Source organism: Pseudomonas sp. GT1P32 (assembly GCF_054897805.1).
Map to the genome: position 1 here is coordinate 6,755,154 of NZ_CM142704.1, position 25,196 is coordinate 6,780,349.

Annotated in this window: 27 protein-coding genes; 10 read left to right on the forward strand and 17 right to left on the reverse strand. The window is 59.8% G+C overall.

The genetic code is table 11. From position 1 onward, the window contains the following. Positions 1-9: 9 nt before the first annotated feature. The 3 genes from ACYZUC_RS30865 to ACYZUC_RS30875 all read right to left on the reverse strand — a co-directional run bounded on the left by ACYZUC_RS30865 (position 10) and on the right by ACYZUC_RS30875 (position 3,368). A complete protein-coding gene (locus ACYZUC_RS30865) occupies positions 10-456 on the reverse strand; it encodes an NUDIX hydrolase (protein WP_008041234.1) in 447 nt (148 codons plus the stop codon). A gap of 190 nt (positions 457-646) precedes the next feature. Next, entirely contained in the window at positions 647-2,872 is a 2,226-nt protein-coding gene (locus ACYZUC_RS30870; RefSeq protein WP_461992481.1) for an NADP-dependent isocitrate dehydrogenase, read from the reverse strand. A gap of 268 nt (positions 2,873-3,140) precedes the next feature. Continuing rightward, entirely contained in the window at positions 3,141-3,368 is a 228-nt protein-coding gene (locus tag ACYZUC_RS30875) for a hypothetical protein (protein WP_032829130.1), read from the reverse strand. Here ACYZUC_RS30875 and icd point away from each other — a divergent pair. Then, complete coding sequence (gene icd / locus ACYZUC_RS30880) at positions 3,367-4,623, forward strand: NADP-dependent isocitrate dehydrogenase (RefSeq protein WP_008033986.1); 1,257 nt, start codon at positions 3,367-3,369, stop codon at positions 4,621-4,623. The two genes, ACYZUC_RS30875 and icd, sit on opposite strands and share 2 nt — an antisense overlap. A 61-nt stretch (positions 4,624-4,684) precedes the next feature. On the opposite strand, the gene ACYZUC_RS30885 is transcribed toward icd, so the two are convergent. Beyond that, the gene (locus ACYZUC_RS30885) at positions 4,685-4,966 is read right to left on the reverse strand and encodes a cold shock domain-containing protein (RefSeq protein ID WP_461992484.1); all 282 of its coding nucleotides are present in this window, start codon (positions 4,964-4,966) and stop codon (positions 4,685-4,687) included. 225 nt (positions 4,967-5,191) lie between these two features. Here ACYZUC_RS30885 and clpS point away from each other — a divergent pair, with 225 nt between their 5' ends. Together clpS and clpA are read left to right on the forward strand one after the other, a co-directional pair. Beyond that, complete coding sequence (gene clpS, locus ACYZUC_RS30890) at positions 5,192-5,554, forward strand: ATP-dependent Clp protease adapter ClpS (RefSeq protein WP_015094394.1); 363 nt, start codon at positions 5,192-5,194, stop codon at positions 5,552-5,554. Positions 5,555-5,584: 30 nt separating this feature from the next. Further along, positions 5,585-7,855: an ATP-dependent Clp protease ATP-binding subunit ClpA gene (clpA, locus tag ACYZUC_RS30895; RefSeq protein WP_008033994.1), complete on the forward strand. Its 2,271-nt coding sequence runs from the start codon at positions 5,585-5,587 to the stop codon at positions 7,853-7,855. Between the two features lie 985 nt (positions 7,856-8,840). On the opposite strand, the gene infA is transcribed toward clpA, so the two are convergent. The 4 genes from infA to trxB form a co-directional block, all read right to left on the reverse strand. Then, on the reverse strand, positions 8,841-9,059 hold the full coding sequence (gene infA / locus ACYZUC_RS30900; RefSeq protein WP_002553999.1) for a translation initiation factor IF-1: 219 nt from the start codon (positions 9,057-9,059) through the stop codon (positions 8,841-8,843). Positions 9,060-9,159: 100 nt separating this feature from the next. Beyond that, positions 9,160-9,867: an arginyltransferase gene (locus tag ACYZUC_RS30905; RefSeq protein WP_008029519.1), complete on the reverse strand. Its 708-nt coding sequence runs from the start codon at positions 9,865-9,867 to the stop codon at positions 9,160-9,162. A gap of 56 nt (positions 9,868-9,923) precedes the next feature. After that, complete coding sequence (gene aat / locus ACYZUC_RS30910) at positions 9,924-10,604, reverse strand: leucyl/phenylalanyl-tRNA--protein transferase (protein WP_461992487.1); 681 nt, start codon at positions 10,602-10,604, stop codon at positions 9,924-9,926. A 64-nt stretch (positions 10,605-10,668) separates the two neighbouring features. Then, entirely contained in the window at positions 10,669-11,628 is a 960-nt protein-coding gene (gene trxB, locus ACYZUC_RS30915; protein WP_008029514.1) for a thioredoxin-disulfide reductase, read from the reverse strand. A gap of 295 nt (positions 11,629-11,923) precedes the next feature. Here trxB and ACYZUC_RS30920 point away from each other — a divergent pair, with 295 nt between their 5' ends. The 6 genes from ACYZUC_RS30920 (at position 11,924) to cysG (ending at position 19,555) form a co-directional block, all read left to right on the forward strand. Beyond that, on the forward strand, positions 11,924-14,332 hold the full coding sequence (locus tag ACYZUC_RS30920) for a DNA translocase FtsK (RefSeq protein ID WP_461992490.1): 2,409 nt from the start codon (positions 11,924-11,926) through the stop codon (positions 14,330-14,332). Between the two features lie 72 nt (positions 14,333-14,404). Continuing rightward, positions 14,405-15,028: an outer membrane lipoprotein periplasmic chaperone LolA gene (gene lolA / locus ACYZUC_RS30925; protein ID WP_008043813.1), complete on the forward strand. Its 624-nt coding sequence runs from the start codon at positions 14,405-14,407 to the stop codon at positions 15,026-15,028. Between the two features lie 139 nt (positions 15,029-15,167). Beyond that, entirely contained in the window at positions 15,168-16,490 is a 1,323-nt protein-coding gene (locus tag ACYZUC_RS30930) for a replication-associated recombination protein A (RefSeq protein WP_461992492.1), read from the forward strand. Then, on the forward strand, positions 16,490-16,864 hold the full coding sequence (crcB, locus tag ACYZUC_RS30935; RefSeq protein WP_192227337.1) for a fluoride efflux transporter CrcB: 375 nt from the start codon (positions 16,490-16,492) through the stop codon (positions 16,862-16,864). The genes ACYZUC_RS30930 and crcB overlap by 1 nt, the downstream gene beginning before the upstream one ends. Positions 16,865-16,879: 15 nt before the next feature. Further along, a complete protein-coding gene (gene serS / locus ACYZUC_RS30940; protein WP_008029502.1) occupies positions 16,880-18,160 on the forward strand; it encodes a serine--tRNA ligase in 1,281 nt (426 codons plus the stop codon). Then, positions 18,161-19,555: a siroheme synthase CysG gene (gene cysG, locus ACYZUC_RS30945; RefSeq protein ID WP_461992495.1), complete on the forward strand. Its 1,395-nt coding sequence runs from the start codon at positions 18,161-18,163 to the stop codon at positions 19,553-19,555. Between the two features lie 111 nt (positions 19,556-19,666). On the opposite strand, the gene ACYZUC_RS30950 is transcribed toward cysG, so the two are convergent. From ACYZUC_RS30950 to ACYZUC_RS30990, 9 genes are all read right to left on the reverse strand, one after another. Further along, positions 19,667-20,674 carry a glutathione S-transferase family protein gene (locus ACYZUC_RS30950; protein WP_008043794.1) on the reverse strand — a complete coding sequence of 336 codons (1,008 nt, stop codon included), beginning with the start codon at positions 20,672-20,674 and terminating at the stop codon, positions 19,667-19,669. A gap of 90 nt (positions 20,675-20,764) precedes the next feature. After that, complete coding sequence (locus ACYZUC_RS30955) at positions 20,765-21,766, reverse strand: glycosyl transferase family protein (RefSeq protein WP_461992497.1); 1,002 nt, start codon at positions 21,764-21,766, stop codon at positions 20,765-20,767. Next, a complete protein-coding gene (locus ACYZUC_RS30960; protein WP_461992498.1) occupies positions 21,763-22,098 on the reverse strand; it encodes a TusE/DsrC/DsvC family sulfur relay protein in 336 nt (111 codons plus the stop codon). Before ACYZUC_RS30960 ends, ACYZUC_RS30955 begins: the two co-directional genes overlap by 4 nt. Continuing rightward, entirely contained in the window at positions 22,095-22,388 is a 294-nt protein-coding gene (tusB, locus tag ACYZUC_RS30965; RefSeq protein ID WP_461992500.1) for a sulfurtransferase complex subunit TusB, read from the reverse strand. The genes ACYZUC_RS30960 and tusB overlap by 4 nt, the downstream gene beginning before the upstream one ends. Then, positions 22,388-22,750 (reverse strand): sulfurtransferase complex subunit TusC, encoded by a 363-nt coding sequence (gene tusC / locus ACYZUC_RS30970; protein ID WP_461992502.1) that lies wholly within the window; start codon positions 22,748-22,750, stop codon positions 22,388-22,390. Before tusC ends, tusB begins: the two co-directional genes overlap by 1 nt. Position 22,751: 1 nt before the next feature. Next, the gene (tusD, locus tag ACYZUC_RS30975) at positions 22,752-23,144 is read right to left on the reverse strand and encodes a sulfurtransferase complex subunit TusD (protein ID WP_008029488.1); all 393 of its coding nucleotides are present in this window, start codon (positions 23,142-23,144) and stop codon (positions 22,752-22,754) included. Between the two features lie 191 nt (positions 23,145-23,335). Continuing rightward, a complete protein-coding gene (locus ACYZUC_RS30980; RefSeq protein ID WP_461992505.1) occupies positions 23,336-24,040 on the reverse strand; it encodes a YoaK family protein in 705 nt (234 codons plus the stop codon). A gap of 28 nt (positions 24,041-24,068) precedes the next feature. Next, positions 24,069-24,398, reverse strand: a complete 330-nt coding sequence (locus ACYZUC_RS30985; RefSeq protein WP_008045269.1) for a DUF6388 family protein — start codon at positions 24,396-24,398, stop codon at positions 24,069-24,071. 20 nt (positions 24,399-24,418) lie between these two features. Continuing rightward, positions 24,419-24,667, reverse strand: a complete 249-nt coding sequence (locus ACYZUC_RS30990; RefSeq protein ID WP_008045271.1) for a hypothetical protein — start codon at positions 24,665-24,667, stop codon at positions 24,419-24,421. 162 nt (positions 24,668-24,829) lie between these two features. On the opposite strand from ACYZUC_RS30990, the gene ACYZUC_RS30995 reads away from it, so the two are divergent. Further along, positions 24,830-25,180, forward strand: a complete 351-nt coding sequence (locus ACYZUC_RS30995; protein WP_008029480.1) for a hypothetical protein — start codon at positions 24,830-24,832, stop codon at positions 25,178-25,180. The last annotated feature ends 16 nt before the right edge of the window (positions 25,181-25,196 follow it).

A 25,196-nucleotide genomic window follows, 5' to 3' on the forward strand; every position in this document is an offset into this window, starting at 1 on the left:
CCCACAAGGCTAAAGAGAAGGGCGGATCAGTTCGAGACCGAAGTGTTTGCCGTCCAGATAATCATCGATACAACGGATGATCAGCTCACTGCGCCAGTTTGCGCGTTGTGCCAGCAGTTCGTCACGCGTCAGCCATTTTGCGCCGACGATGCCGTCATCCAGTTGATAGTCGGGGTGGTGCTTGAGCGGTTTGGCGATGAAGCAGACTCGCTGATACGTCACGCCGTTGCTGGGCGCGGTGTAGAGGTAAATGCCCACCACGCCGGTGGCCTCGACGTCCCAGCCGGTTTCTTCGAGGGTTTCGCGTACGGCGGCTTCGGTCAGGGTTTCGTTCGGGTCGAGGTGGCCGGCGGGCTGGTTGAGTACCGTCCGTCCGTGCTTGGTTTCTTCGACCATCAGGAAGCGGCCATTGTCTTCGACGATGGTGGCGACGGTGATGTGGGGTTTCCAGTCCATAGATAGTCCTCAAATGTTGAAATGCGAAACCTGTAGGAGCCGGCTTGTCGGCGATCGCGGTGTGTCAATCAATAAAAATGTTGAATGATAAATTGCAATCGCCGGCAAGCCGGCTCCTACAGGATTGTGGTCAGCCTGTAGAAACAGAAACCCCGGCACAGGGCCGGGGCTTCTTTGCATCCTTACAACCTTAAACCAGCGCAGCGATCGCGGCGTTGAAAGTGTTGCTTGGGCGCATGGCCTTGCTGATCAGCTCGGCATTGGCGTGGTAGTAACCGCCGATGTCCACTGGCTTGCCCTGAACGGCGTTGAGCTCGGCAACGATGGTCGCCTCGTTCTCGGTCAGGGTTTTTGCCAGCTCGCCGAACTGCGCTTGCAGTGCAGCATCTTCAGTCTGGGCGGCCAGGGCCTGAGCCCAGTACAGCGCCAGGTAGAAGTGGCTGCCGCGGTTGTCGATGTTGCCGACTTTGCGCGATGGCGACTTGTTGTTGTCCAGGAACTGGCCGGTGGCCTGGTCCAGGGTCTTGGCCAGAACCAGCGCCTTAGGGTTGTTGTAAGTAACGCCCAGGTGCTCAAGGGAAGCGGCCAGAGCGAGGAACTCGCCCAGGGAGTCCCAGCGCAGGAAGTTCTCTTCCAACAGTTGCTGAACGTGCTTCGGTGCCGAACCGCCAGCGCCGGTTTCGAACAGACCGCCGCCGTTCATCAGCGGAACGATCGACAGCATCTTGGCGCTGGTGCCCAGCTCCATGATCGGGAACAGGTCGGTCAGGTAGTCGCGCAGTACGTTGCCGGTCACCGAGATGGTGTCCTTGCCTTCGCGGGTGCGGCCCAGGGTGAAGGCCATCGCGTCGACTGGCGACATGATGCGGATGTCCAGGCCGGAGGTGTCGTGATCCTTCAGGTAAGCCTGAACTTTCTCGATCACTACGCCGTCGTGAGCGCGCATTGGGTCCAGCCAGAAAATCGCTGGGGTGCTGCTTGCGCGAGCACGGTTGACGGCCAGTTTGACCCAGTCCTGGATCGGCGCGTCTTTGGTCTGGCACATGCGGAAGATGTCGCCGGCTTCAACCGACTGCTCCAGCAGCAAGGCGCCTTTGCTGTCCGTCACGCGGACAACACCGTTGGTCTTGATCTGGAAAGTCTTGTCGTGCGAACCGTACTCTTCGGCTTTTTTCGCCATCAGGCCAACGTTTGGCACGCTGCCCATGGTGGTCGGATCGAAAGCGCCGTGCAGCTTGCAGTCTTCGATAACGGCCTGGTAGATGGTCGCGTAGCAGCGATCCGGGATCACAGCCTTGGTGTCGTGCAACTGACCGTCAGTGCCCCACATTTTGCCGGAGTCACGGATCATCGCCGGCATCGAGGCGTCGACGATGACGTCGCTCGGCACGTGCAGGTTGGTGATGCCTTTGTCGGAGTTGACCATGGCCAGCGAAGGACGAACGGCGTAGACCGCCTGGATGTCCGCTTCGATCTGCGCTTGTTGCTCGGCAGGCAAAGCCTTGATGCGAGCGTACAGGTCGCCGATGCCGTTGTTCAGATTGAAGCCGATCTGTGCCAGCACGTCAGCGTGCTTGGCCAGTGCGTCTTTATAGAACTCGGCAACGATCTGGCCGAACATGATCGGGTCGGAGACCTTCATCATGGTGGCTTTCAGGTGAACCGACAGCAGCACGCCCTTGGCTTTGGCGTCTTCGATCTCGGCAGCGATGAAGCGGCGCAGAGCGTTTTTGCTCATGACCGCGCAATCGAGGATCTCACCGGCTTGCACGGTGGTCTTTTCTTTCAGGACGGTGGTGGTGCCGTCTTGAGCGATCAGTTCGATTTTGACGGCGTCAGCGGCGTCGATCAGGGCGGCTTTTTCGCTGCCGTAGAAATCGCCGGTGCTCATGTGCGCGACGTGGGACTTGGAGTCCGCAGCCCAGGCGCCCATTTTGTGCGGGTGCTTGCGAGCGTAGTTCTTGACCGACAGTGGTGCGCGACGATCGGAGTTGCCTTCGCGCAGAACCGGGTTCACGGCGCTGCCCTTGATCTTGTCGTAACGCGACTTGGCTTCTTTGTCGGCGTCGCTGGTCACGGTTTCCGGGTAGTCCGGCAGTGCGAAGCCCTGGGCTTGCAGCTCTTTGATCGCGGCCTGCAGTTGCGGAACCGAAGCGCTGATGTTCGGCAACTTGATGATATTGGCTTCTGGTGTAACGGCCAGGTCGCCCAGTTCGGCGAGGTGGTCGGCTACGGCTTTGTCACCCAATTGCTCGGGGAAGCTGGCCAGGATGCGCCCTGCAAGAGAGATATCGCGGGTTTCAACGGCGATATCAGCCGAAGCGGTGAACGCTTCTACGATAGGCAACAGTGAATAGGTGGCGAGGGCTGGGGCTTCGTCGGTGAAGGTATAGATGATCTTCGAGCGGGTGGGCATATTCGGATTAACTCTCTCTTCTTTGCTAAAGCGTGCGCAGAAACTCGAGGGGCGCCGGGTAAGCGCGTTCGTTCAAAGTCATCCATGAGCCGAATGTCGAGATTTGTGCGCGGTGATGTTGGGTGCATCAGTCGAGCGTCAAGCGGGTGGACTGCGGTAACAGTCCTGCTTTTTCGGGTCCAAAGTCTCGTGCTAGAGAGGTCGGCCGTCGTGACTCTGTGGTCAGCGGGCGGCATTATACATAGGTAGCTGGCAATCTGCCGATGGTTCATACGTAACGATTGTCGTCCATTGGTCTAAAGGTCGCAGGGGAGTGCAGGGCGTAGAGTCGTTGGCCGTGCTTGAGTTTGGCGCTTTTCCCTTTGCTTTCAGGCTTGTAGAACACGAACTGCGCAGCTTTGCAGTCGATGGGCAGAACATAGGGTTTGCGCGCCGATTTAACTGGGGTACGCTCGGACGAAGCCAGATGTTCAATCCAAACAATGGAGTTCAGCATGGGATACAAGAAGATTCAGGTTCCAGCCGTCGGCGACAAAATCACCGTCAACGCGGACCATTCTCTCAATGTTCCTAACAACCCGATCATCCCCTTCATCGAAGGCGATGGTATTGGCGTTGATATCAGCCCGGTCATGATCAAGGTTGTCGATGCTGCTGTTAAGAAGGCTTACGGCGGCGAGCGCAAAATTTCCTGGATGGAAGTCTACGCCGGGGAGAAAGCGACTCAGGTTTACGATCAGGACACCTGGCTGCCTCAGGAAACCCTGGACGCAGTCAAGGATTACGTGGTTTCCATCAAGGGCCCTCTGACCACGCCGGTCGGCGGCGGTATTCGTTCCCTGAACGTGGCCCTGCGTCAGCAACTCGACCTGTACGTTTGCCTGCGCCCGGTGCGCTGGTTCGAAGGCGTGCCTAGCCCGGTCAAGAAGCCAGGCGACGTCGACATGACCATCTTCCGTGAAAACTCGGAAGACATTTATGCCGGTATCGAGTGGAAGGCCGGTTCGCCGGAAGCGACCAAGGTCATCAAGTTCCTCAAAGAAGAAATGGGCGTCACCAAGATCCGTTTCGACGAAAACTGCGGCATCGGCGTCAAGCCGGTGTCCCTGCAAGGCACCAAGCGTCTGGCGCGCAAGGCTCTGCAATATGTGGTCGATAACGACCGCGATTCGCTGACCATCGTGCACAAAGGCAACATCATGAAGTTCACCGAAGGTGCCTTCAAGGAATGGGCCTACGAAGTGGCGGCTGAAGAGTTCGGCGCGACCCTGCTCGATGGCGGTCCGTGGATGCAGTTCAAAAACCCGAAAACCGGCAAGAACGTCATCGTCAAGGATGCCATCGCCGACGCCATGCTCCAGCAGATCCTGCTGCGCCCGGCCGAATACGATGTGATCGCGACCCTGAACCTGAACGGCGACTACCTCTCCGACGCCCTGGCGGCGGAAGTGGGCGGTATCGGTATCGCACCGGGTGCCAACCTGTCCGACACCATCGCCATGTTCGAAGCGACCCACGGTACTGCGCCGAAGTATGCCGGCAAAGACCAGGTCAACCCGGGTTCGCTGATCCTGTCCGCCGAGATGATGTTGCGTCACCTGGGCTGGACCGAAGCGGCCGACCTGATCATCAAGGGCACTAACGGCGCGATTTCCGCGAAGACCGTGACCTATGACTTCGAACGTCTGATGGACGGCGCGAAGCTGGTGTCGTCTTCCGGGTTTGGCGATGCACTGATTTCGCACATGTAAGCGAATCGGAACAAAAAAACCGCCTTCGGGCGGTTTTTTTATGACTGGATGACGGCTTGCGTCAGTTCGACACTGTTTCTTCTTGAGTGGCGGGTACGGGCTGTTCGTTTGCGACAGTCGCAGCCTTAATCTTCACCGCGTGCAGGCCTTTAGGGCCCTGGACGATCTCGAATTTCACGAGTTGCCCGGCCTTGAGAGTTTTATACCCGTCCATTTCAATGGCGGAATAATGGGCAAAGAAATCGATCTCTTTGCCGTCCTCGTCCTGCCCTTCGCGGGCGTCGGTGTTGATGAAACCGAATCCCTTGGCATTGTTGAACCATTTCACCTTACCGACAGCCATGCTCATATCCCTCTGCAACAGACTCCATCACTGGAGTATCATCCAGTACATCCGCAGTCGAATCCTGTAAATAAGATTGACTCCGCGGACCTTTTTTACCCACTGTGGGCTCTATTGGTTGTAACACCGTTTTGCCGATAGTCAAGGTGACCCGGCAGTCGGTATTGAAATCGTTCATAACCGTCCCCACTACTGTATTCGCACAACTGACGAACCTTTCTTTCCATGCATGCAATCAGCCAGATTCGACTAACATTCAATCAGGATCGCCCTGATTTACACGACGACGATTCCGCAGGTATTGCTGTTCAGGAGGCCAAGCCTGCTTTACAGGCGCCGCCGATGTACAAGGTGGTTTTGTTCAATGATGACTACACACCGATGGATTTCGTCGTCGAAGTGCTCGAGGTGTTTTTTAACCTGAATCGCGAGCTGGCGACCAAGGTCATGCTGGCCGTCCACACAGAAGGACGGGCAGTATGTGGAGTGTTTACCCGCGACATTGCCGAGACCAAGGCCATGCAGGTCAACCAGTACGCCAGGGAAAGCCAGCATCCGCTACTCTGTGAAATCGAGAAGGACGGTTAATCGCCGACCACTTGGGTATGAGGTGAAGCTATGTTAAACCGCGAGCTCGAAGTCACCCTCAATCTTGCCTTCAAGGAGGCCCGTTCGAAGCGTCATGAGTTCATGACCGTCGAACATCTTCTGCTGGCCTTATTGGACAATGAGGCTGCCGCCACCGTTTTGCGTGCCTGCGGCGCCAACCTCGACAAACTCAAGCATGATCTGCAGGAGTTCATCGACTCCACCACGCCGTTGATCCCTATTCATGATGAGGATCGCGAGACCCAACCTACCCTGGGCTTCCAGCGTGTTCTGCAGCGTGCTGTTTTCCACGTACAGAGCTCGGGCAAACGCGAAGTGACCGGCGCCAACGTGCTGGTTGCGATCTTCAGTGAGCAAGAAAGTCAGGCTGTGTTCCTGCTGAAACAGCAGAGCGTTGCACGCATTGATGTCGTCAATTACATCGCACACGGCATTTCCAAAGTGCCGGGGCATGGCGATCACTCTGAAGGTGAGCAAGATATGCAGGACGACGAGGGCGGTGAGTCTTCTTCTTCAGGCAATCCTCTGGATGCTTATGCCAGTAACCTCAACGAACTCGCGCGCCAGGGTCGTATCGATCCGTTGGTAGGCCGTGAGCTCGAAGTCGAGCGTGTCGCGCAGATCCTCGCGCGTCGACGCAAAAACAATCCGCTGCTGGTGGGCGAGGCGGGCGTGGGTAAAACCGCGATTGCCGAAGGCCTGGCCAAGCGTATTGTCGACAACCAGGTGCCGGACCTGCTGGCCAACAGCGTGGTGTATTCCCTCGATCTGGGCGCCTTGCTGGCCGGGACCAAATACCGCGGCGATTTCGAGAAACGCTTCAAGGCGTTGCTCAATGAGCTGAAAAAACGTCCGCAGGCGATCCTGTTCATCGACGAAATCCACACCATCATCGGTGCGGGTGCTGCGTCCGGTGGCGTCATGGATGCCTCGAACCTGCTCAAGCCGCTGCTGTCGTCCGGTGACATCCGTTGCATCGGTTCGACCACCTTCCAGGAATTTCGCGGCATCTTCGAGAAGGACCGTGCCCTGGCACGACGCTTCCAGAAAGTCGATGTATCGGAACCGTCGGTGGAAGACACCATCGGTATCCTGCGCGGCCTGAAAGGGCGTTTCGAGCTCCATCACAATATCGAATACAGTGATGAAGCCCTGCGCGCCGCTGCCGAACTGGCCTCGCGTTACATCAATGACCGGCACATGCCGGACAAGGCCATCGACGTGATCGACGAGGCGGGCGCCTACCAGCGTCTGCAACCGATCGAGAAGCGCGTGAAACGCATCGAAGTGCCTCAGGTCGAGGACATCGTCGCGAAAATCGCACGGATTCCGCCTAAGCACGTCACCAGCTCCGACAAAGAGCTGCTGCGTAACCTTGAGCGTGATCTGAAGCTCACGGTGTTTGGCCAGGATGCCGCAATCGACTCGCTGTCGACCGCGATCAAACTGTCCCGTGCCGGCCTCAAGTCGCCTGACAAGCCTGTCGGTTCGTTCCTGTTCGCAGGTCCGACCGGTGTCGGTAAAACCGAAGCGGCGCGTCAGTTGGCCAAGGCGTTGGGTATCGAGCTGGTTCGTTTCGACATGTCCGAGTACATGGAGCGCCACACCGTATCGCGTCTGATCGGTGCGCCTCCTGGCTACGTCGGGTTTGATCAGGGCGGTCTGTTGACCGAAGCCATCACCAAGCAGCCTCATTGCGTGCTGTTGCTCGATGAGATCGAGAAGGCGCATCCGGAAGTCTTCAACCTGCTGTTGCAGGTCATGGACCACGGTACGCTGACTGATAACAACGGGCGCAAGGCGGACTTCCGTAACGTGATCGTCATCATGACGACCAACGCCGGTGCCGAAACCGCAGCGCGTGCTTCGATCGGTTTCACCCATCAGGACCACTCGTCCGATGCGATGGAAGTGATCAAGAAGAGCTTCACGCCGGAGTTCCGCAACCGTCTGGACACCATTATCCAGTTTGGTCGCCTCAGTCATGAGGTCATCAAAAGCGTGGTGGACAAGTTCCTTACCGAGCTTCAGGCGCAGCTGGAAGACAAGCGCGTGCAGCTGGAAGTGACCGACGCGGCGCGCAGCTGGCTGGCGGCAGGTGGCTACGACTCGGCAATGGGCGCTCGGCCGATGGCGCGTTTGATCCAGGACAAGATCAAGCGTCCGCTGGCGGAAGAGATTCTCTTTGGCGAACTGGCTGACCATGGTGGTGTGGTGCATATCGACCTGAAGGACGGCGAGCTGACCTTCGAGTTTGAAACCACGGCTGAAATGGCCTGACGGTTGTTGATCTGTTGTAAAGCGAAAGGCGCCTTCGGGCGCCTTTTTTGTTGTCTGCTTGGTTTGGGTACATATCCGTTTCTTCGGTAATGGCGGCTATTGGTTTCGCCCTTACGGCGAGTCACTTGGAAGAGCCCCAAGTAACCAAGGGCTCTTGCCCCTTTCGTTCGGTGCCTCGCCTAGGCTCGGCATGCCCTCGCTCCGGTCCTGCTCCGTGGGCCCGCCGCCATCGGCCATCCATGGCCGGGGGCGGCTAACCCGGCATCCATGCCGGGTTGCCCACTGCGCAGAACCTGCGCTCGGCCTCTCGAGGGGGCGCTCAGATCAAAAGCTGAAGGCGAGCTAACGCTCGGCCTGATGAGTGGTGAAAATCCAAAGCAAACGCGATTCCCTGTAGGAGCCGGCTTGCCGGCGATGGCGGTGGGTCAATCGACACATCTGTTGCCTGAAAGGACGCCATCGCCGGCAAGCCAGCTCCTACAGGAGGTTGCGGACATTCGTGAGTAAGGGGCGGCTGGGAGGGCGCTATCGCCAGCAAGCCGGCTCCTACAGGGGAATGTGCAAACATCCAAAATTAGTGGGGGCCACCACAGTGCGGAAGTGTGCGCACGACCGAAGAGCCAGGTCGGCTTTCAGGCCGCCTCGGCGGCTGTGGCGGTAGTCGCCCCCTCGAGAGGCCGAGTGGAGGTTCTGCGCAGTGGGCAACCCGGCATGGATGCCGGGTTAGCCGCCCCCGGCCATGGATGGCCGATGGCGGCGGGCCCACGGAGCAGGACCGGAGCGAGGGTATGGCGAGCCTTAGCGAGCCACCGAACGAAAGGGGCAAGAGCCCTTGGTTACTTGGGGCTCTTCCAAGTGACTCGCTGTAAAAGCGAAACCATAAGTGGCTGTTACCGAAAAAATGGATATACACCCAAATCTCAAGCTACAAAAAGCAGACAAACAAAAACGCCCGGCAAAAGCCGGGCGTCTTGTATTGACTTGATTAGCGAGCGCGGTAAGTGATGCGCCCTTTGCTCAAGTCATAGGGCGTCAGCTCGACGCGCACTTTGTCACCGGTAAGAATACGAATGTAGTTCTTGCGCATCTTGCCGGAGATATGCGCGGTTACGACGTGCCCATTTTCCAACTCCACGCGAAACATGGTGTTGGGCAGGGTGTCGACGACAGTGCCTTCCATTTCGAAGCTGTCTTCTTTCGACATGCAGTAAAGCCCTCGGTGTCCAATGAATGGCCCGGTGCAACTGCGCCAGGCAAAAGCGGCGTGCATTGTGCCCGAAAAATGGGGTTTAAGCCAAGGGGTTCTAGTTCAGGATGACCCAGCGCTGATTAATCAACAGTTCGATCGGGCGATATTGGGTCTTGTAGCTCATTTTTTTGCAGTTCTTGATCCAGTATCCGAGGTAGACCGCTTCAAGCCCCAGGCGCTGGGCCTCGGCGATTTGCCAGAGAATCGCATAGCGCCCCAGGCTGCGGCGTTCTTCAGAGGGTTCGTAGAAGGTGTAGACCGCCGACAGACCATTCGGCAGCAAGTCGGTGACCGCCACTGCCAACAGCTGGCCCTCCAGGCGAAATTCGTAGAAACGCGAAAATGGCAGGTCACGCACCAGGAAGGTCGAGAACTGGTCACGACTCGGCGGGTACATGTCGCCATCGGCATGGCGCTGTTCGATGTAGCGCTGATACAGGTCGAAGTATTCTTCGCTGAACTTCGGCTTGGTCGGGCGCACCTGCACGTCGGCATTGCGCTTGAAAATGCGTTTCTGCTGACGATTCGGCGAAAATTGCGCTACCGGAATGCGCGCAGGCACGCACGCATTGCAATTCTGGCAATGTGGCCGATAAAGATGATCGCCGCTGCGACGAAAACCCATTTCAGACAGGTCTGCATAGACATGCACATCCATGGGCTGGCTAGGGTCGAGGAACAGCGTTGTGGCCTGCTCCTCGGGCAGATAACTGCAAGAGTGGGGCTGAGTGGCATAAAACTTCAAACGCGCCAACTCGGTCATGATCAACCCTCGGTATAAGCTTTGAATTAAGTGTAAGCCACCGGCGCGAAAGTCGCTCAGCAAACCCAGGTGGCACGGCTGGGTTGGTCCAGATGCTGCGCAAGATAGCGGGCAAACTCGCGACGAGGAATGGCGCGGGCGCCCAGGCTGTGCAAATGGTCGGTGGGCATCTGGCAGTCGATCAGCACGAAACCCGATTCTTTCAGGTGTTTGACCAAAGTGGCAAAGCCGAACTTGGAGGCGTTGTCGGCGCGGCTGAACATGGATTCGCCGAAAAACAACTGCCCCATCGCCAGGCCATAGAGCCCGCCGACCAGTTCACCCTGATCCCAGACCTCCACCGAATGCGCATAGCCCCGCTGATGCAGCGCCAGGTAGGCGTTCTGCATCGCTTCGGTGATCCAGGTCCCGTCGGCATAATCACGCGGTGCAGCGCATGCGCGAATGACCGCGGCAAAATCCTGATCAAAGGTCACTTGATAGCGTTGCTGACGCAGCAGCTTGTTGAGACTGCGCGAGACATGCAGTTCGTCGGGAAACAGCACGGTACGCGGATCCGGCGACCACCAGAGGATCGGCTGGCCTTCCGAAAACCACGGAAAGCAGCCATGGCGATAGGCCTGAATCAGACGATCGGCGGACAGATCGCCACCCGCAGCCAGCAATCCGTTGGGATCGCGCATGGCTTTATCCAGCGGCGGAAAGGTCAGGGTGTTGCGTTGTAACCAAGTCAGCATGGCATCCGGGCTTACAGAAGGGGAGGGCAGTGGTGGGCGGTTGGGCCCACCGTGAAGTTTGCCGTCAAACGGCCGGAATGTCGTCGAGGTATTTCTCGGCGTCGAGTGCGGCCATGCAGCCGGCGCCGGCGGAAGTGACGGCCTGGCGATAAACGTGGTCGGCCACATCACCGGCAGCGAACACGCCGGGGATCTCGGTGGCGGTGGCATCGCCTTCGCTGCCGCCTCTGATCAGCAGATAACCGTCACGCATTTTCAGCTGGCCTTCGAATAGCCCGGTATTGGGCTTGTGGCCAATGGCGATGAACACGCCGGCCACCGATAGCTCGCTGGTTTCGCCGCTGTGGCTTTCGCGCAGGCGGGCGCCGGTCACGCCGCTGGCGTCGCCCAGCACTTCATCGAGATTCTGGTTCCAGTGCAAACGGATATTACCGTTGGCGGCTTTTTCGAAGAGTTTGTCCTGAAGGATTTTCTCCGAGCGCAACTTGTCGCGTCGGTGGATCAAGTGGACTTCCTTGGCGATGTTGGACAAATACAGCGCTTCTTCGACAGCGGTATTACCGCCACCGACTACAGCGACCACCTGATTGCGGTAGAAGAAGCCGTCGCACGTTGCGCAGGCCGAAACCCCTCTGCCGGCGAAGGCCTCTTCCGAGGGCAGGCCCAGATACTGCGCCGAAGCGCCGGTGGCGATAATCAGTGCGTCGCACGTATAAGTGCCGCCGTCGCCGATAAGTTCGAACGGGCGCTGTTGCAACTTGGCTGTGTGGATGTGGTCGTAAACGATCTCTGTGTCAAAGCGCTCGGCGTGTTTTTGCATGCGTTCCATCAGTACCGGGCCGGTCAGGCCTTCGACGTCACCGGGCCAGTTGTCGACTTCGACGGTGGTGGTGAGCTGGCCACCTGCCTGTATGCCGGTAATGACCACAGGTTTGAGGTTGGCGCGGGCGGCATAAACCGCTGCACTGTAACCGGCAGGGCCGGAACCCAGAATGATCAGGCGGCAATGCTTGGATTCGCTCATAAAACACCTCATAAGCCTTTGTCACGAAAGAGAATGCGTGCTCAAATTGAATCGCAATCGGTGCGCCGTTAGCTATGCTGATCCATGGCCTGCCAGCATGGCATCGTACGAACAAACCCGTACAATGCGTGCCGGTCACTTGAATATTCAGTGCGCACCGTGTTTATAAAAACCGGAGTGCAGTGTTAAAAGTAGTCCCAGTTGCGCCGGTTAACTTTTTTACCTGCCTGGATTGGGCAGTTTTTTATAGTCATTCAACAGATGGACGCGCCATAGGCGCAGGAAAAGAAGCGTTTTGAAGAAATCCACCGCAGCACCTAAACCAGCCGTCGTTCCGCTCTGGCGCCAGCATTTGCACTACCGGCTCAAGGAAGGTGCATTGATCGCCATCGGCGGCCTGTGCCTGTTCCTGATGATGGCCTTGTTGACTTACGGCAAGGACGATCCGGGCTGGAGCCATAACAGCAAGATCGACGATGTTCAGAACTTTGGCGGACCGGTCGGCTCCTACAGCGCCGACATCCTGTTCATGGTGCTGGGTTACTTCGCCTACATCTTCCCGTTGTTGCTGGCGGTCAAGACTTACCAGATCTTCCGCCAACGCCACGAGCCATGGCAGTGGAGCGGCTGGCTGTTTTCCTGGCGCCTGATCGGCCTGGTGTTCCTGGTGCTGTCGGGCGCGGCCCTGGCCCACATCCATTTCCATGCCCCGACCGGTCTGCCGGCCGGCGCGGGCGGCGCGTTGGGCGAAAGCCTTGGCGATCTGGCCAAAAACGCCCTGAACATCCAGGGCAGCACCTTGCTGTTTATCGCGTTGTTCCTGTTCGGCCTGACGGTGTTCACCGACCTTTCGTGGTTCAAGGTGATGGACGTTACCGGCAAGATCACCCTCGACCTGTTCGAACTGTTCCAGGGCGCGGCCAACCGCTGGTGGGCCGCCCGTGTCGAGCGCAAGCAGCTGGTTGCGCAGTTGCGTGAAGTCGATGATCGCGTGCATGAGGTGGTCGCGCCGACCGTTACCGACAAGCGCGAGCAAGCCAAGGTCAAGGAGCGCCTGATCGAGCGCGAGCAAGCCCTGAGCAAGCACATGTCGGACCGCGAGAAGCAGGTCCCGCCGGTGATTGCCCCCGCGCCGCCGAAACCCGCCGCGCCAAGCCAGCGCGTGGAAAAAGAGAAACAGGCGCCGCTGTTCGTCGACAGCGCCGTCGAAGGCACCTTGCCGCCGATCTCGATTCTCGATCCTGCCGAAAAGAAACAACTCAATTATTCCCCGGAGTCGCTGGCAGCCGTCGGCCACTTGCTGGAAATCAAGCTCAAGGAATTCGGCGTCGAAGTCTCGGTGGACTCGATCCACCCGGGCCCGGTAATTACCCGTTACGAAATCCAGCCAGCCGCCGGGGTCAAGGTCAGCCGTATCTCCAACCTGGCAAAAGACCTGGCGCGTTCCCTGGCCGTGACCAGCGTGCGGGTGGTGGAAGTGATTCCGGGCAGGACCACCGTCGGTATCGAGATTCCCAACGAAGACCGGCAGATCGTGCGCTTCTCCGAAGTGCTGTCGACGCCTGAGTACGACAACTTCAAATCCCCGGTCACCCTGGCCCTCGGTCATGACATCGGCGGCAAGCCGGTCATCACCGACCTCGCCAAAATGCCGCACTTGCTGGTGGCCGGTACTACCGGTTCCGGTAAGTCGGTGGGTGTGAACGCGATGATTCTGTCGATCCTGTTCAAGTCCGGCCCGGAAGACGCCAAACTGATCATGATCGACCCGAAAATGCTTGAGTTGTCGATCTACGAGGGCATTCCGCACCTGCTGTGCCCGGTAGTGACCGACATGAAGGACGCGGCCAACGCCCTGCGCTGGAGCGTGGCGGAGATGGAGCGTCGCTACAAACTGATGGCGAAGATGGGCGTGCGAAACTTGTCCGGCTTCAACGCCAAGGTCAAGGAAGCCCAGGACGCCGGCACGCCGTTGACCGACCCACTGTACAAGCGCGAAAGCATTCACGACGAAGCGCCGCTGCTGACCAAGCTGCCGACCATTGTCGTGGTGGTCGACGAATTCGCCGACATGATGATGATCGTCGGCAAGAAGGTTGAAGAGCTGATCGCCCGTATCGCCCAGAAGGCCCGTGCCGCCGGTATCCATTTGATCCTCGCGACCCAGCGTCCGTCGGTTGACGTGATCACCGGTCTGATCAAGGCGAACATCCCGACGCGCATGGCGTTCCAGGTGTCGAGCAAGATCGACTCGAGGACCATCATCGACCAGGGTGGCGCTGAGCAGCTGCTGGGCCACGGTGACATGCTCTACATGCCGCCGGGCACCAGCCTGCCGATTCGTGTGCATGGCGCGTTCGTGTCCGATGACGAGGTTCACCGGGTGGTGGAAGCCTGGAAACTGCGCGGTGCGCCGGAATACAACGATGACATCCTCGCCGGTGTTGAAGAGGCCGGTAGCGGCTTTGAGAATGGCGGTGGCGGCGGTGATGACGACGCTGAAACCGATGCGCTGTACGACGAAGCGGTGCAGTTCGTACTGGAAAGCCGTCGCGCGTCCATCTCTGCGGTTCAGCGCAAGCTGAAGATTGGCTACAACCGCGCCGCACGCATGATCGAAGCCATGGAAATGGCCGGGGTCGTGACGTCCATGAACACCAACGGTTCGCGTGAAGTCCTGGCGCCTGGCCCGGTGCGCGACTGATTTGATTTGAAGTTTTGAACGATGGCGCAGTGACGCGCCATCGTACTCCCCACGAATGTTATGAGGACTCCCATGCGTCTTATCCGCATGCTGTTGCTGCCGGTTCTGGCTTTGACCACGCTCTCGGCCCACGCCGACGACAAGGACGTGGCGCGCCTGACCCAACTGCTGGAAAAATCCCAGACCCTGACCGCCCGTTTCTCGCAGCTGACCCTCGATGGCAGCGGCACCCAATTGCAGGAAACGGCTGGTGAAATGTCTCTGCAGCGCCCGGGCCTGTTCTACTGGCACACCGATGCGCCGGCCGAGCAAGTCGTGGTTTCTGACGGCAAGAAGGTCACGCTGTGGGACCCGGACCTGGAACAGGCCACCATCAAGACCCTCGATCTGCGTCTGAGCCAGACGCCGGCGTTGCTGTTGTCCGGTGACGTGTCCAAGATCAGCCAGAGCTTCGCCATCAGTGCCAAGGAAGCCGGCGGCGTGATCGACTTCACCCTGAAGCCGAAATCCAAGGACACCCTGTTCGACAGCCTGCGCCTGTCGTTCCGCAATGGCCTGGTCAATGACATGCAACTGATCGACAGCGTCGGTCAGCGCACCAACATCCTGTTTACCGGCGTGAAGGCCAACGAGCCGATCCCGGCGTCGAAATTCAAGTTCGACATCCCTAAAGGCGCGGACATCATCCAGGAATAAACGCAAAACCCCTGTGGGAGCGGGCTTGCTCGCGAAAGCGGTGTATCAGATGACGTATACGAAGCTGACACACCGCTTTCGCGAGCAAGCCCGCTCCCACAGGAGATTCGGTGTTCAAAGTGAGGTTTCATAAGCAGTGATGGACCTGTTTCGCAGCGCCCCGATAGCTCAGCCCTTGGCCGCCCGTTTGCGTGCGGCCAATCTGGACGAGTACGTCGGTCAGGAACACGTGCTCGCTCGCGGCAAGCCTTTGCGCGAAGCGCTGGAGCAGGGTGCGCTGCATTCGATGATTTTCTGGGGCCCGCCGGGCGTGGGCAAAACCACCCTGGCGCGGTTGCTGGCGGAAGTCTCGGATGCGCACTTCGAAACGGTCTCGGCTGTATTGGCCGGCGTGAAGGAAATCCGCCAGGCGGTGGAAATCGCCAAGCAACAGGCCGGTCAGTACGGCAAACGCACCATCCTGTTCGTCGACGAAGTGCATCGCTTCAACAAGTCGCAGCAGGACGCCTTCCTGCCATACGTCGAAGACGGCACGCTGATTTTCATCGGCGCGACCACGGAAAACCCCTCGTTCGAACTCAATAACGCGTTGCTTTCCCGGGCGCGCGTCTACGTGCTCAAAAGCCTCGACGAAGCGGCGCTGCGCAAACTGGTGCATCGTGCACTGACCGAAGAGCGTGGCCTGGGCAAACGGCAACTGACCCTCAGTGATGGAGGCTTTCAGATGCTGCTGTCCGCCGCCGATGGCGATGGCCGGCGCCTGCTCAACCTGCTGGAAAACGCCTCGGACCTTGCCGAAGACAACAGCGAAATCGGCGTCGATCTGCTGCAAAGTCTGCTCGGCGATACCCGTCGGCGGTTCGACAAGGGCGGCGAAGCGTTTTATGACCAGATTTCCGCGCTGCATAAATCGGTGCGCGGCTCCAATCCCGATGGCGCGTTGTACTGGTTCGCACGGATGATCGATGGCGGTTGCGATCCGCTGTACCTCGCCCGGCGCGTGGTGCGCATGGCCAGCGAAGACATCGGCAACGCCGACCCGCGCGCCTTGAGTCTGTGCCTGGCCGCGTGGGAAGTGCAGGAACGCCTCGGCAGCCCGGAAGGCGAGTTGGCGGTGGCCCAGGCCATCACCTATCTGGCGTGTGCGCCGAAAAGCAACGCGGTGTACATGGGCTTCAAAGCCGCGATGCGCAGCGCCACCGAACACGGTTCGCTGGAAGTGCCGTTGCACCTGCGCAATGCCCCGACCAAGTTGATGAAGCAACTCGGTTACGGCGACGAGTACCGTTATGCCCACGATGAACCGGATGCCTACGCCGCCGGCGAAGACTACTTCCCGGAAGAGCTTGAGCCGCAACCGTTCTATCAGCCAGTGCCGCGAGGCCTGGAGCTGAAGATCGGCGAGAAGCTCAACCACCTCGCGCAACTTGACCGTCTCAGCCCCCGGCAGCGGAGAAAATAGTGCTTCCATTGATTGTTGCGGTTTCCGTCGGCGGGATCGCTGGCACGCTGTTGCGCTTCGCCACCGGCAATTGGGTCAACGCTAATTGGCCGCGGCACTTCTATACCGCGACGCTGGCCGTTAATATCGTCGGCTGTTTGCTGATCGGCGTTCTATACGGTCTGTTTTTGATTCGCCCGGAGGTGCCTTTCGAAGTGCGCGCCGGGCTGATTGTCGGCTTCCTCGGGGGGCTGACGACTTTTTCATCCTTTTCACTGGATACGGTGCGCCTGCTGGAAAGCGGGCAGGTGCCACTGGCCCTGGGCTATGCTGCCATCAGCGTATTCGGCGGGCTGCTCGCCACCTGGGCCGGCCTGTCCTTGACCAAACTTTGATAACGAGAGACCGACATGCTCGATTCCAAACTGTTACGTAGCAACCTTCAGGACGTAGCGGACCGCCTGGCATCCCGTGGCTACACGCTGGATGTTGCGCGCATCGAAGCGCTGGAAGAACAGCGCAAGACCGTCCAGACCCGCACCGAAGCACTGCAGGCTGAACGTAATGCGCGCTCCAAATCCATCGGTCAGGCCAAGCAGCGCGGCGAAGACATCGCGCCGTTGATGGCGGACGTCGAGCGCATGGCCAACGAATTGAGCGCCGGCAAAGTGGAACTGGACGCGATCCAGACCGATCTGGATTCGATCCTGCTCGGCATTCCGAACCTGCCGCACGAATCTGTGCCAATCGGCGATGACGAAGACGGCAACGTTGAAGTGCGCCGCTGGGGCACCCCGACCGCGTTCGATTTCCCGGTCCAGGATCACGTCGCCCTGGGCGAGAAATTCGGCTGGCTGGACTTCGAAACCGCCGCCAAGCTGTCCGGCGCGCGTTTCGCCCTGTTGCGCGGCCCGATCGCCCGTCTGCACCGCGCCCTCGCGCAGTTCATGATCAACCTGCACACCAGCGAGCACGGTTACGAAGAGGCCTATACGCCTTATCTGGTCCAGGCGCCGGCACTGCAAGGCACCGGTCAGTTGCCGAAATTCGAAGAAGACCTGTTCAAGATCGCTCGCGAAGGCGAGGCCGATCTGTACCTGATCCCGACCGCTGAAGTGTCGCTGACCAACATCGTCGCCGGCGAAATCGTCGATTCGAAACTGCTGCCGATCAAGTTCGTCGCCCATACGCCGTGCTTCCGCAGTGAAGCCGGTGCGTCGGGTCGCGATACCCGCGGCATGATTCGCCAGCACCAGTTCGACAAGGTTGAAATGGTCCAGATCGTTGAGCCATCGACCTCGATGGAAGCGCTGGAAGGCTTGACCGCCAACGCCGAGAAAGTCCTGCAACTGCTGGAGCTGCCTTATCGCACCCTTGCGCTGTGCACCGGCGACATGGGCTTCAGCGCAGTCAAGACCTACGACCTGGAAGTGTGGATTCCGAGCCAGGACAAATACCGCGAGATTTCGTCGTGCTCCAACTGCGGCGATTTCCAGGCCCGTCGCATGCAAGCGCGTTTCCGTAACCCGGAAACCGGCAAGCCTGAACTGGTTCACACCCTGAACGGTTCGGGTCTGGCGGTCGGTCGTACCCTCGTTGCCGTGCTGGAAAACTACCAGCAGGCCGACGGTTCGATCCGTGTGCCGGACGTGCTGAAACCGTACATGGGTGGCCTCGAGGTCATCGGCTAAATGGACTATCTGCCGCTGTTTCACAACCTTCGCGGCAGTCGTGTGTTGGTCGTCGGTGGGGGGGAGATTGCCTTGCGCAAATCCCGCCTGCTGGCCGAAGCCGGTGCGCTGCTGCGGGTGGTTGCGCCTGAAATCGAACCGCAACTGCGCGAACTCGTTGCCGGCAGCGGTGGCGAGTGCCTGTTGCGTGGCTACGTCGAAGCGGATCTGGACGGCTGCGGGCTGATCATTGCCGCCACCGATGACGAGCCGCTGAATGCACAAGTCTCCGCCGATGCTCATCGGCGTTGCGTGCCGGTCAACGTGGTGGATGCGCCAGCCTTGTGCAGCGTGATCTTCCCGGCGATCGTCGACCGTTCGCCACTGATCATCGCGGTTTCCAGTGGCGGCGATGCGCCGGTGCTGGCGCGGTTGATCCGCGCCAAGATCGAAACCTGGATTCCTTCCACCTACGGTCAACTCGCCGGTCTGGCCGCGCGTTTTCGCAGTCAGGTCAAAGGCCTGTTTCCGGATGTACAGCAGCGTCGGGCGTTCTGGGAAGATGTGTTCCAGGGCCCGATTGCCGACCGGCAACTGGCCGGGCAGGGCGCTGAAGCCGAGCGCATGATGCAGGCGAAAATCAGCGGTGAAGCGCCGGTTGCCACCGGTGAGGTGTATCTGGTCGGTGCCGGTCCGGGTGATCCCGACCTGTTGACCTTCCGCGCCTTGCGCCTGATGCAGCAAGCCGATGTGGTGCTGTATGACCGGCTGGTGGCACCGGCGATTCTCGATTTGTGCCGTCGCGATGCCGAGCGGATCTACGTCGGCAAGCGTCGCGCCGATCACGCCGTGCCGCAGGATCAGATCAACCAGCAATTGGTGGACCTGGCCAAGCAGGGCAAGCGCGTGGTGCGGTTGAAGGGCGGTGATCCGTTCATCTTCGGCCGTGGCGGTGAAGAGATCGAAGAACTGGCGGCCCATGGCATTCCGTTCCAGGTGGTGCCGGGCATCACGGCGGCCAGCGGTTGCGCGGCGTACGCCGGGATTCCGCTGACCCACCGCGATTACGCGCAGTCGGTGCGATTTGTCACCGGGCACCTGAAGGACGGTTCCACCGATTTGCCGTGGGGTGACCTGGTCGCCCCGGCGCAAACCCTGGTGTTCTACATGGGGCTGGTGGGCTTGCCGATCATCTGCGAGCAGTTGATCAAGCATGGTCGCGCAGCGGATACGCCGGCAGCGTTGATTCAGCAGGGCACCACGGTTAATCAGCGAGTATTCACCGGCACCTTGGCCGATCTTCCACGATTGGTGGCGAAGCATGAAGTACATGCACCGACGCTGGTGATTGTTGGGGAAGTGGTGCAGTTGCGCGAGAAACTGGCTTGGTTTGAAGGGGCGCAGGCGCAGGTCTAAAAACCGCGTCGCTTCCTTCGCGGGCAAGCCTCGCTCCTACAGGATTACGCGATCCTTGTAGGAGCGAGGCTTGCCCGCGAAGGGGCCCTCAACATTTGCACACATTCAGGATCAGGCGCTGTTCTTGCGCCAAACCCCTTTCCCGCTCAACCGCGCCCGATCATGCGCCACGGTAAAGTCCTGCTCCGGCCCCTTCGGCACAACCCCGGTCGGGTTAATGGTCTTGTGACTGCCGTAGTAGTGGTTCTTGATGTGCTGAAAATCCACCGTCTCGGCAATCCCCGGCCACTGATAAATCTCGCGTAGCCAGTTCGACAGGTTCGGATAATCGGCAATCCGCCGCAGGTTGCACTTGAAGTGACCGTGGTACACCGCATCAAAGCGGATCAGCGTGGTAAACAGGCGAATGTCCGCTTCAGTCAGGTATTCGCCCACCAGGTAACGATTGGCGTCTAACAGCTGTTCCAGTCGATCCAGTTCCGCAAACAACCCGTCGAACGCCTCTTCATAAGCCGTCTGCGATGTCGCGAACCCGGCACGGTACACGCCGTTGTTCACCGCCGGATAAATCCGCTCATTCAACGCATCGATCTCGCCGCGCAACGGCGCCGGATAGAAATCCAGGTCATTGCCGGTCAAGTCATCGAACGCGCCGTTGAACATGCGGATGATCTCCGCCGATTCATTGTTGACGATGCGATTCTGCTGCTTGTCCCAGAGCACCGGCACAGTGACGCGGCCGGTGTAGTCGGCAGTGTCGGCGGTATAGCGTTGGTGCATGAAGTTAAAGTGATCGAGCTTGTCGCCGGTCGAGCCGAAGTGCTTGTCGAAGGTCCAGCCGTTTTCCAGCATCAGCCAACTGACCACCGACACGTCGATCAGGCTTTCAAGGCCTTTGAGTTTGCGCAGGATCAGTGTGCGATGCGCCCACGGACAGGCGAGCGATACGTAGAGGTGATAACGACCCGCCTCGGCGGCAAAGCCACCCACACCGGTCGGGCCGGGCGTGCCGTCGGCCGTCAGCCAGTTTCGACGCTGCGCCTGTTCGCGCTGGAACGCGCCGTCCTTGCTGCTTTCGTACCACTGGTCATGCCAGCGACCTTCGACTAACAAACCCATGTTCAAGACTCCTCAACCGATAAGCGTTGGAGAGGAGTCTATTCCGATAGGTTCGATAAAAAAGCGCAAAGGTTGGGCGCTTATGATCGGTTAAATCGATATGTCCCGTGCGTCCCAATACTTCTGGGCGGTTTCGAAGGCGATTTCGCGAGATTGGCCGAGGCCACGTAGTGCGAGGGCCATGGTCGAGATCAGCGCCATTTGCGGATAACTGTCGACCACGTCACCGCGCCATACGGCTTTCAAATGTTCGGGATCGAGAGAGGCGGGTTTGACATGGCGTTGCGCCGACAACTGCGGCCATTCCTCATCCCAGCTCTCGCCGCCGGTGGTGCCGTACAAGTGGCTGTCGGCATCAGGGTTGATCTCGATCTCGCCGCCATCGCCCTTGACCACAATCGCGGTGTCGCCGAGCAAGCCGCTGGCATCGCGATGCACCGCTTGGTAGCCGGGGTGGAAAATGCTTTGCAGGCCGCAGCGGGCGCTCAACGGGTTGAGAATGCGCGTCAGGGAGTGGATCGGCGAGCGCAGGCCCAAAGTGTTGCGCAGGTCGATCATCCGTTGCAGTTGCGGGGCCCAATCCACCAGTGGCATGAACGCCAGGCCGCCGTTATCGAGCGCCGAGCCGACCTGTTGCCAGTCGCGGCACAACGGGATCTTCAGCTCATCCAGCAGTTGCTCGCTGTACAGCCGCCCGGCCGTGTGCGCGCCGCCGCCGTGCATGAAAATCCGCACGCCGTTCTGCGCCAGGCACTTGGCTGCCAGCAGATACCACGGCAGATGGCGTTTCTTGCCGGCGTAGGTCGGCCAATCCAGATCGACATTCAAGGCCGGTGGTTGCAAGCGCTCACGCAGGGCTTCGGTGAAGCCGGCCATTTCCTCGGCGCTTTCTTCCTTGTGCCGCAGCAGCATCAGAAATGCACCGAGCTGAGTGTCTTCGACCTTGTCGTCGAGCACCATGCCCATGGCTTCGCGGGCTTCCTCGCGGGTCAGGTCGCGGGCGCCGCGCTTGCCTTTGCCGAGGATCCGCACGAATTGGGCGAACGGGTGTTCGGCGGGCGTTTCTAGAGTCAGCGCTGGATAATCGGTCATAAGCAATTCGTCGGTTTGGGCAGGCCCGCCAGTTTCGCGGCGAGTTTGGCAGGGGTGCCTTTGAACAGTCGGTTCAGGTGCAGGCTGTTGCCTTTTTCCGGGCCGAGCTTCAACGCGGTGTACTTGATCAGCGGACGTGTCGCCGGGGACAACTGGAACTCGGCGTAGAAGCTGCGCAGCAATTCGAGGATTTCCCAGTGCTCGGGGCTCAACTCGATGTCTTCGGCAGCGGCGAGGGCGGTGGCCACGTCGGCGGACCAGTCGCTCAGTTCAACCAGGAAACCGTCCTTGTCCAACTCGATGGCGCGGGCGCCGACCGTCAGTGCATTCATAACCAGCTGTTGACCTTGTCGTAGTGAATCGACAGTTCGACGAAGGCGGGATAATCGATCGCCTTGGCCGTACCCGGAACCTCCACTGCACGAGCCTGGGCGTCTTCGGCCAACACGAACAGCGTCGGGTTGCCGGCGATTAGTGCGTTGAAGGGCGCGGTGCCCGGTTGCAACGCATACACCGCGTCACCGGTCAGCAGCAGCGCATCATTCGCGCCGATCAGGCGCAGGCAACTGCTCAGGCGGTCGTCGCCGAACGGGGAATGAGACAACACATGCAAAGTCGACATCAGAGGGTGATCACTTGGTCATAACGGTCAATAAGGGTGGTGATTTCGCTGGCGGCCAGCACTTGGGCGTCCTCCAGCGACAAGCTGTCCGGGGCCAGGCCGCGTTCAGCGGCGCTGTCGCCGCAGACGAACAGGTCTTCGACGCCGAACATCGGCAACGCTTGCAGGTTGGCGCTCAAGTCTTTCTGTTGCAGGGCCTTGGCGTCCTGTTTCGGCGCGAGCTGGAACACCCCGTCATCAAGAAACAGCAGGCCGATCGGCAGGTCGAAGGCACCGCCGGCCAGCACGATGTCCAGTGCTTCACGTGCGCTCGGCCCGGACCACGGCGCCTGACGGCTGATAATCAGCAAGGATTTAGGCATGTCACGCACCTCCGAAACAGATCAGTCGGTCGGCGTCCTGCACCGCGTCATGCAACTGACCGAGACCGGACAACTCCCACGGCGCGCCGACGGCGACCGCTTCGCGCTGATAACGCTGGGCTTCTTCGTCGTTCAATACGCCACGGCGCAGGGCGGCGGCGATGCAGACGACGCCGTCCAGTTGATGTTCGGCAACAAAGGCGCGCCATTGCTTGGGCAGGTCCTGTTCATCCTGCGGCGTGACCACGCTGGCGGACGCGTTGTAGACGCCATCCTGATAGAAAAACAGCCGGACAATCTCATGCCCGCCGGCCAGCGCAGCCTGGGCGAACAGCAAGGCACGGCGCGAGGAGGGCGCATGGGCGGCGGAAAACAGCGCGATGGCGAACTTCATGACGGACTCGATCAGTAAAACTGCGGCCATGATAAGGCGTGGACCGAGTTGTCGCCATCGCCAGCAAGCTGGCTCCTACAGGTCCTGTGTCTTATGCAAGACCGCGACCCACCGCAAACCCTTGTAGGAGCCGGCTTGCCGGCGATGGCGGCCTGCCAGGCAGCCTCAAGGTTCCGGATGTACACCCGGGCTCAGCGCGGCATATACCCCAACTGCCAACGCCTTGGAATCCTCAACGACAGCACGCCAAGCGCCCCCGCCAGCAACCCGCTGACAAACAACGCCCTGAGTCCAAGATGATGCTCCAGCACAGCCCCCAGCACCGCGCCGGCAAACATTCCGGTCCAGGGGATCAACTGCACCCGCCAGCCATTGCGCCGCTCGCCGAGCATCCAGCGTCCCAGGCCGCGACCGAAGCGCGACAGGGCGCCCGTCACGTAAGTCAGACCCACCGGCAGGCCATTCACTTCTTCGACAGCGGCATTGAGCATGCCCATCGCGATGATCGCCGCCAGCAGCGCCGGCAATTGTTCGTCATAAGGCCAGGCCGCGGCCGCACACAACAACATGGCGATGCTCAGCAACAAGGGCAGCGCGCGTCGCCCGCCGACACGGCTGACGACAATGCCCAAGGCGTTGCCGAGGATGAACGTGGCCACGAGCAGCAGCAGGCGCAGGGTCAGGCCCATGTCGCCGTCGCTGATCGCCACGGCGAGGCGGGTGGTGTTGCCGCTCATGAAGGAGACGAAGTCGCCGCTGGCCATGAAGCCGATAGCGTCGGTCATGCCGGCGAGTACCGAGAGTGCGGCCACCAGCGACAGGCCGATGCGGCCGCGCCATTTCTGAGTGTGCAGATGCCCCGGACTGGCGCGGGTCGTGGAGGACGAAGGCAGCATCGGTGGCGGGATCCTTGTGCGGCGACGGTTACGGGGTCAGACCATATAACTCGCAATACTCCAGCCAGTCCATCCCCGCCATTTCGGCCACTTCCCTGTGCACTTCGAGCCGCTGGGCCTCGTAGTCCTCAGACGTCGCGGCGGTCAGTTGCAGGGTCAGCTCCCAGGCAAACAACCCCAGGCGTTCGGCCTCGGCTTCGAACGCTTCATGCAAGCGCTCGTCGCGAAACTGCGCCGCGGTTTCGCCCTTGGCCTGAGCCAGCAGCGGGTTGAGGTTGTCGAGTTCGTGGCGCAGTTCAGGTCGCTCATCGAGAAACTTTTGCAGTGCCTGCTCGTGTTGCTGTTCGGTTGCCGCCATGGTCGCTCCTTGAGAATGGGTTACACGGACTGCTTCTTGCTGGCCTTGGCCGCTGCGGCCAGGCATTCGAGGGCAAACTGCTCGCAGTAGGTCATCTGGATCGGCGTGGTTTCGCCCTTGACGGTACGTTCGCCGTCGAGGATGTAACGGATCCGCTTGTCGGTGACGCCGATTCGCTTGGCGATCCAGGAAGGCGTCTGACCGATCTGGCTGATCAGCTTGTCGGCATATTCAGCGGTCGGTTTGTAGAATTCGGCGTTGGGTGTCATGGACGTTCCAGAAAAAAATGAGCCCGGAAATAAGGGCGACGCTGCGTTTGGCGCGACAGGGTGCGCGAATCGTTGCGCGGTGTCGCGGTATAAATGAAGTAAAGCAGAACGATACGCCGGCTCACGGTGATACAGTCCGCTTTTTCTTGATGAGCACACGCAATGCGAATTCTGATGGTGGCGCTGGCCGCAACGTTGCTGGCGGGATGCGCCGGTTCGGTGATGAACGATGCCCGCACGGGCACCCCTTACAAAACCCTGACTTCGGACAAACCGGAAAAAGTCGTCGCCCAGTGCGTGCAGTTCGCCTGGCAGGACGAGGCGGTGTTCGGCGTCGATGCGGGCGCATATTTGCAGCCGGGCAAGAAGGGCGGGTCTACCGTTTACACGCGTTCGGCGGAGTCCTTTGTGGACGTGACCACCGATGCGTCAGGGACGGCGTTGAGTTACTACGCGCAGCATGACGATTTTGTCGCCAAGCGCCGTTTGGCGGCGCTGGCTACCTGCCTCTGATTTTATGACTTGACGC

What these genes read in the sequence shown, in the direction of transcription:
- trxB (WP_008029514.1), bottom strand. Translation starts at nt 11,628, where the DNA reads ATGAGCGAATCCAAGCATTGCCGCCTGATCATTCTGGGTTCCGGCCCT.
- clpA (WP_008033994.1), top strand. Translation starts at nt 5,585, where the DNA reads ATGTTAAACCGCGAGCTCGAAGTCACCCTCAATCTTGCCTTCAAGGAG.
- ACYZUC_RS30870 (WP_461992481.1), bottom strand. Translation starts at nt 2,872, where the DNA reads ATGCCCACCCGCTCGAAGATCATCTATACCTTCACCGACGAAGCCCCA.
- tusC (WP_461992502.1), bottom strand. Translation starts at nt 22,750, where the DNA reads ATGCCTAAATCCTTGCTGATTATCAGCCGTCAGGCGCCGTGGTCCGGG.
- cysG (WP_461992495.1), top strand. Translation starts at nt 18,161, where the DNA reads ATGGACTATCTGCCGCTGTTTCACAACCTTCGCGGCAGTCGTGTGTTG.
- ACYZUC_RS30955 (WP_461992497.1), bottom strand. Translation starts at nt 21,766, where the DNA reads ATGACCGATTATCCAGCGCTGACTCTAGAAACGCCCGCCGAACACCCG.
- tusB (WP_461992500.1), bottom strand. Translation starts at nt 22,388, where the DNA reads ATGTCGACTTTGCATGTGTTGTCTCATTCCCCGTTCGGCGACGACCGC.
- ACYZUC_RS30865 (WP_008041234.1), bottom strand. Translation starts at nt 456, where the DNA reads ATGGACTGGAAACCCCACATCACCGTCGCCACCATCGTCGAAGACAAT.
- ACYZUC_RS30990 (WP_008045271.1), bottom strand. Translation starts at nt 24,667, where the DNA reads ATGACACCCAACGCCGAATTCTACAAACCGACCGCTGAATATGCCGAC.
- ACYZUC_RS30980 (WP_461992505.1), bottom strand. Translation starts at nt 24,040, where the DNA reads ATGCTGCCTTCGTCCTCCACGACCCGCGCCAGTCCGGGGCATCTGCAC.
- ACYZUC_RS30930 (WP_461992492.1), top strand. Translation starts at nt 15,168, where the DNA reads ATGGACCTGTTTCGCAGCGCCCCGATAGCTCAGCCCTTGGCCGCCCGT.
- ACYZUC_RS30960 (WP_461992498.1), bottom strand. Translation starts at nt 22,098, where the DNA reads ATGAATGCACTGACGGTCGGCGCCCGCGCCATCGAGTTGGACAAGGAC.
- aat (WP_461992487.1), bottom strand. Translation starts at nt 10,604, where the DNA reads ATGCTGACTTGGTTACAACGCAACACCCTGACCTTTCCGCCGCTGGAT.
- ACYZUC_RS30995 (WP_008029480.1), top strand. Translation starts at nt 24,830, where the DNA reads ATGCGAATTCTGATGGTGGCGCTGGCCGCAACGTTGCTGGCGGGATGC.
- ACYZUC_RS30985 (WP_008045269.1), bottom strand. Translation starts at nt 24,398, where the DNA reads ATGGCGGCAACCGAACAGCAACACGAGCAGGCACTGCAAAAGTTTCTC.
- ACYZUC_RS30875 (WP_032829130.1), bottom strand. Translation starts at nt 3,368, where the DNA reads ATGCTGAACTCCATTGTTTGGATTGAACATCTGGCTTCGTCCGAGCGT.
- lolA (WP_008043813.1), top strand. Translation starts at nt 14,405, where the DNA reads ATGCGTCTTATCCGCATGCTGTTGCTGCCGGTTCTGGCTTTGACCACG.
- icd (WP_008033986.1), top strand. Translation starts at nt 3,367, where the DNA reads ATGGGATACAAGAAGATTCAGGTTCCAGCCGTCGGCGACAAAATCACC.
- ACYZUC_RS30885 (WP_461992484.1), bottom strand. Translation starts at nt 4,966, where the DNA reads ATGGCTGTCGGTAAGGTGAAATGGTTCAACAATGCCAAGGGATTCGGT.
- tusD (WP_008029488.1), bottom strand. Translation starts at nt 23,144, where the DNA reads ATGAAGTTCGCCATCGCGCTGTTTTCCGCCGCCCATGCGCCCTCCTCG.
- ACYZUC_RS30950 (WP_008043794.1), bottom strand. Translation starts at nt 20,674, where the DNA reads ATGGGTTTGTTAGTCGAAGGTCGCTGGCATGACCAGTGGTACGAAAGC.
- ACYZUC_RS30905 (WP_008029519.1), bottom strand. Translation starts at nt 9,867, where the DNA reads ATGACCGAGTTGGCGCGTTTGAAGTTTTATGCCACTCAGCCCCACTCT.
- serS (WP_008029502.1), top strand. Translation starts at nt 16,880, where the DNA reads ATGCTCGATTCCAAACTGTTACGTAGCAACCTTCAGGACGTAGCGGAC.
- clpS (WP_015094394.1), top strand. Translation starts at nt 5,192, where the DNA reads ATGCATGCAATCAGCCAGATTCGACTAACATTCAATCAGGATCGCCCT.
- infA (WP_002553999.1), bottom strand. Translation starts at nt 9,059, where the DNA reads ATGTCGAAAGAAGACAGCTTCGAAATGGAAGGCACTGTCGTCGACACC.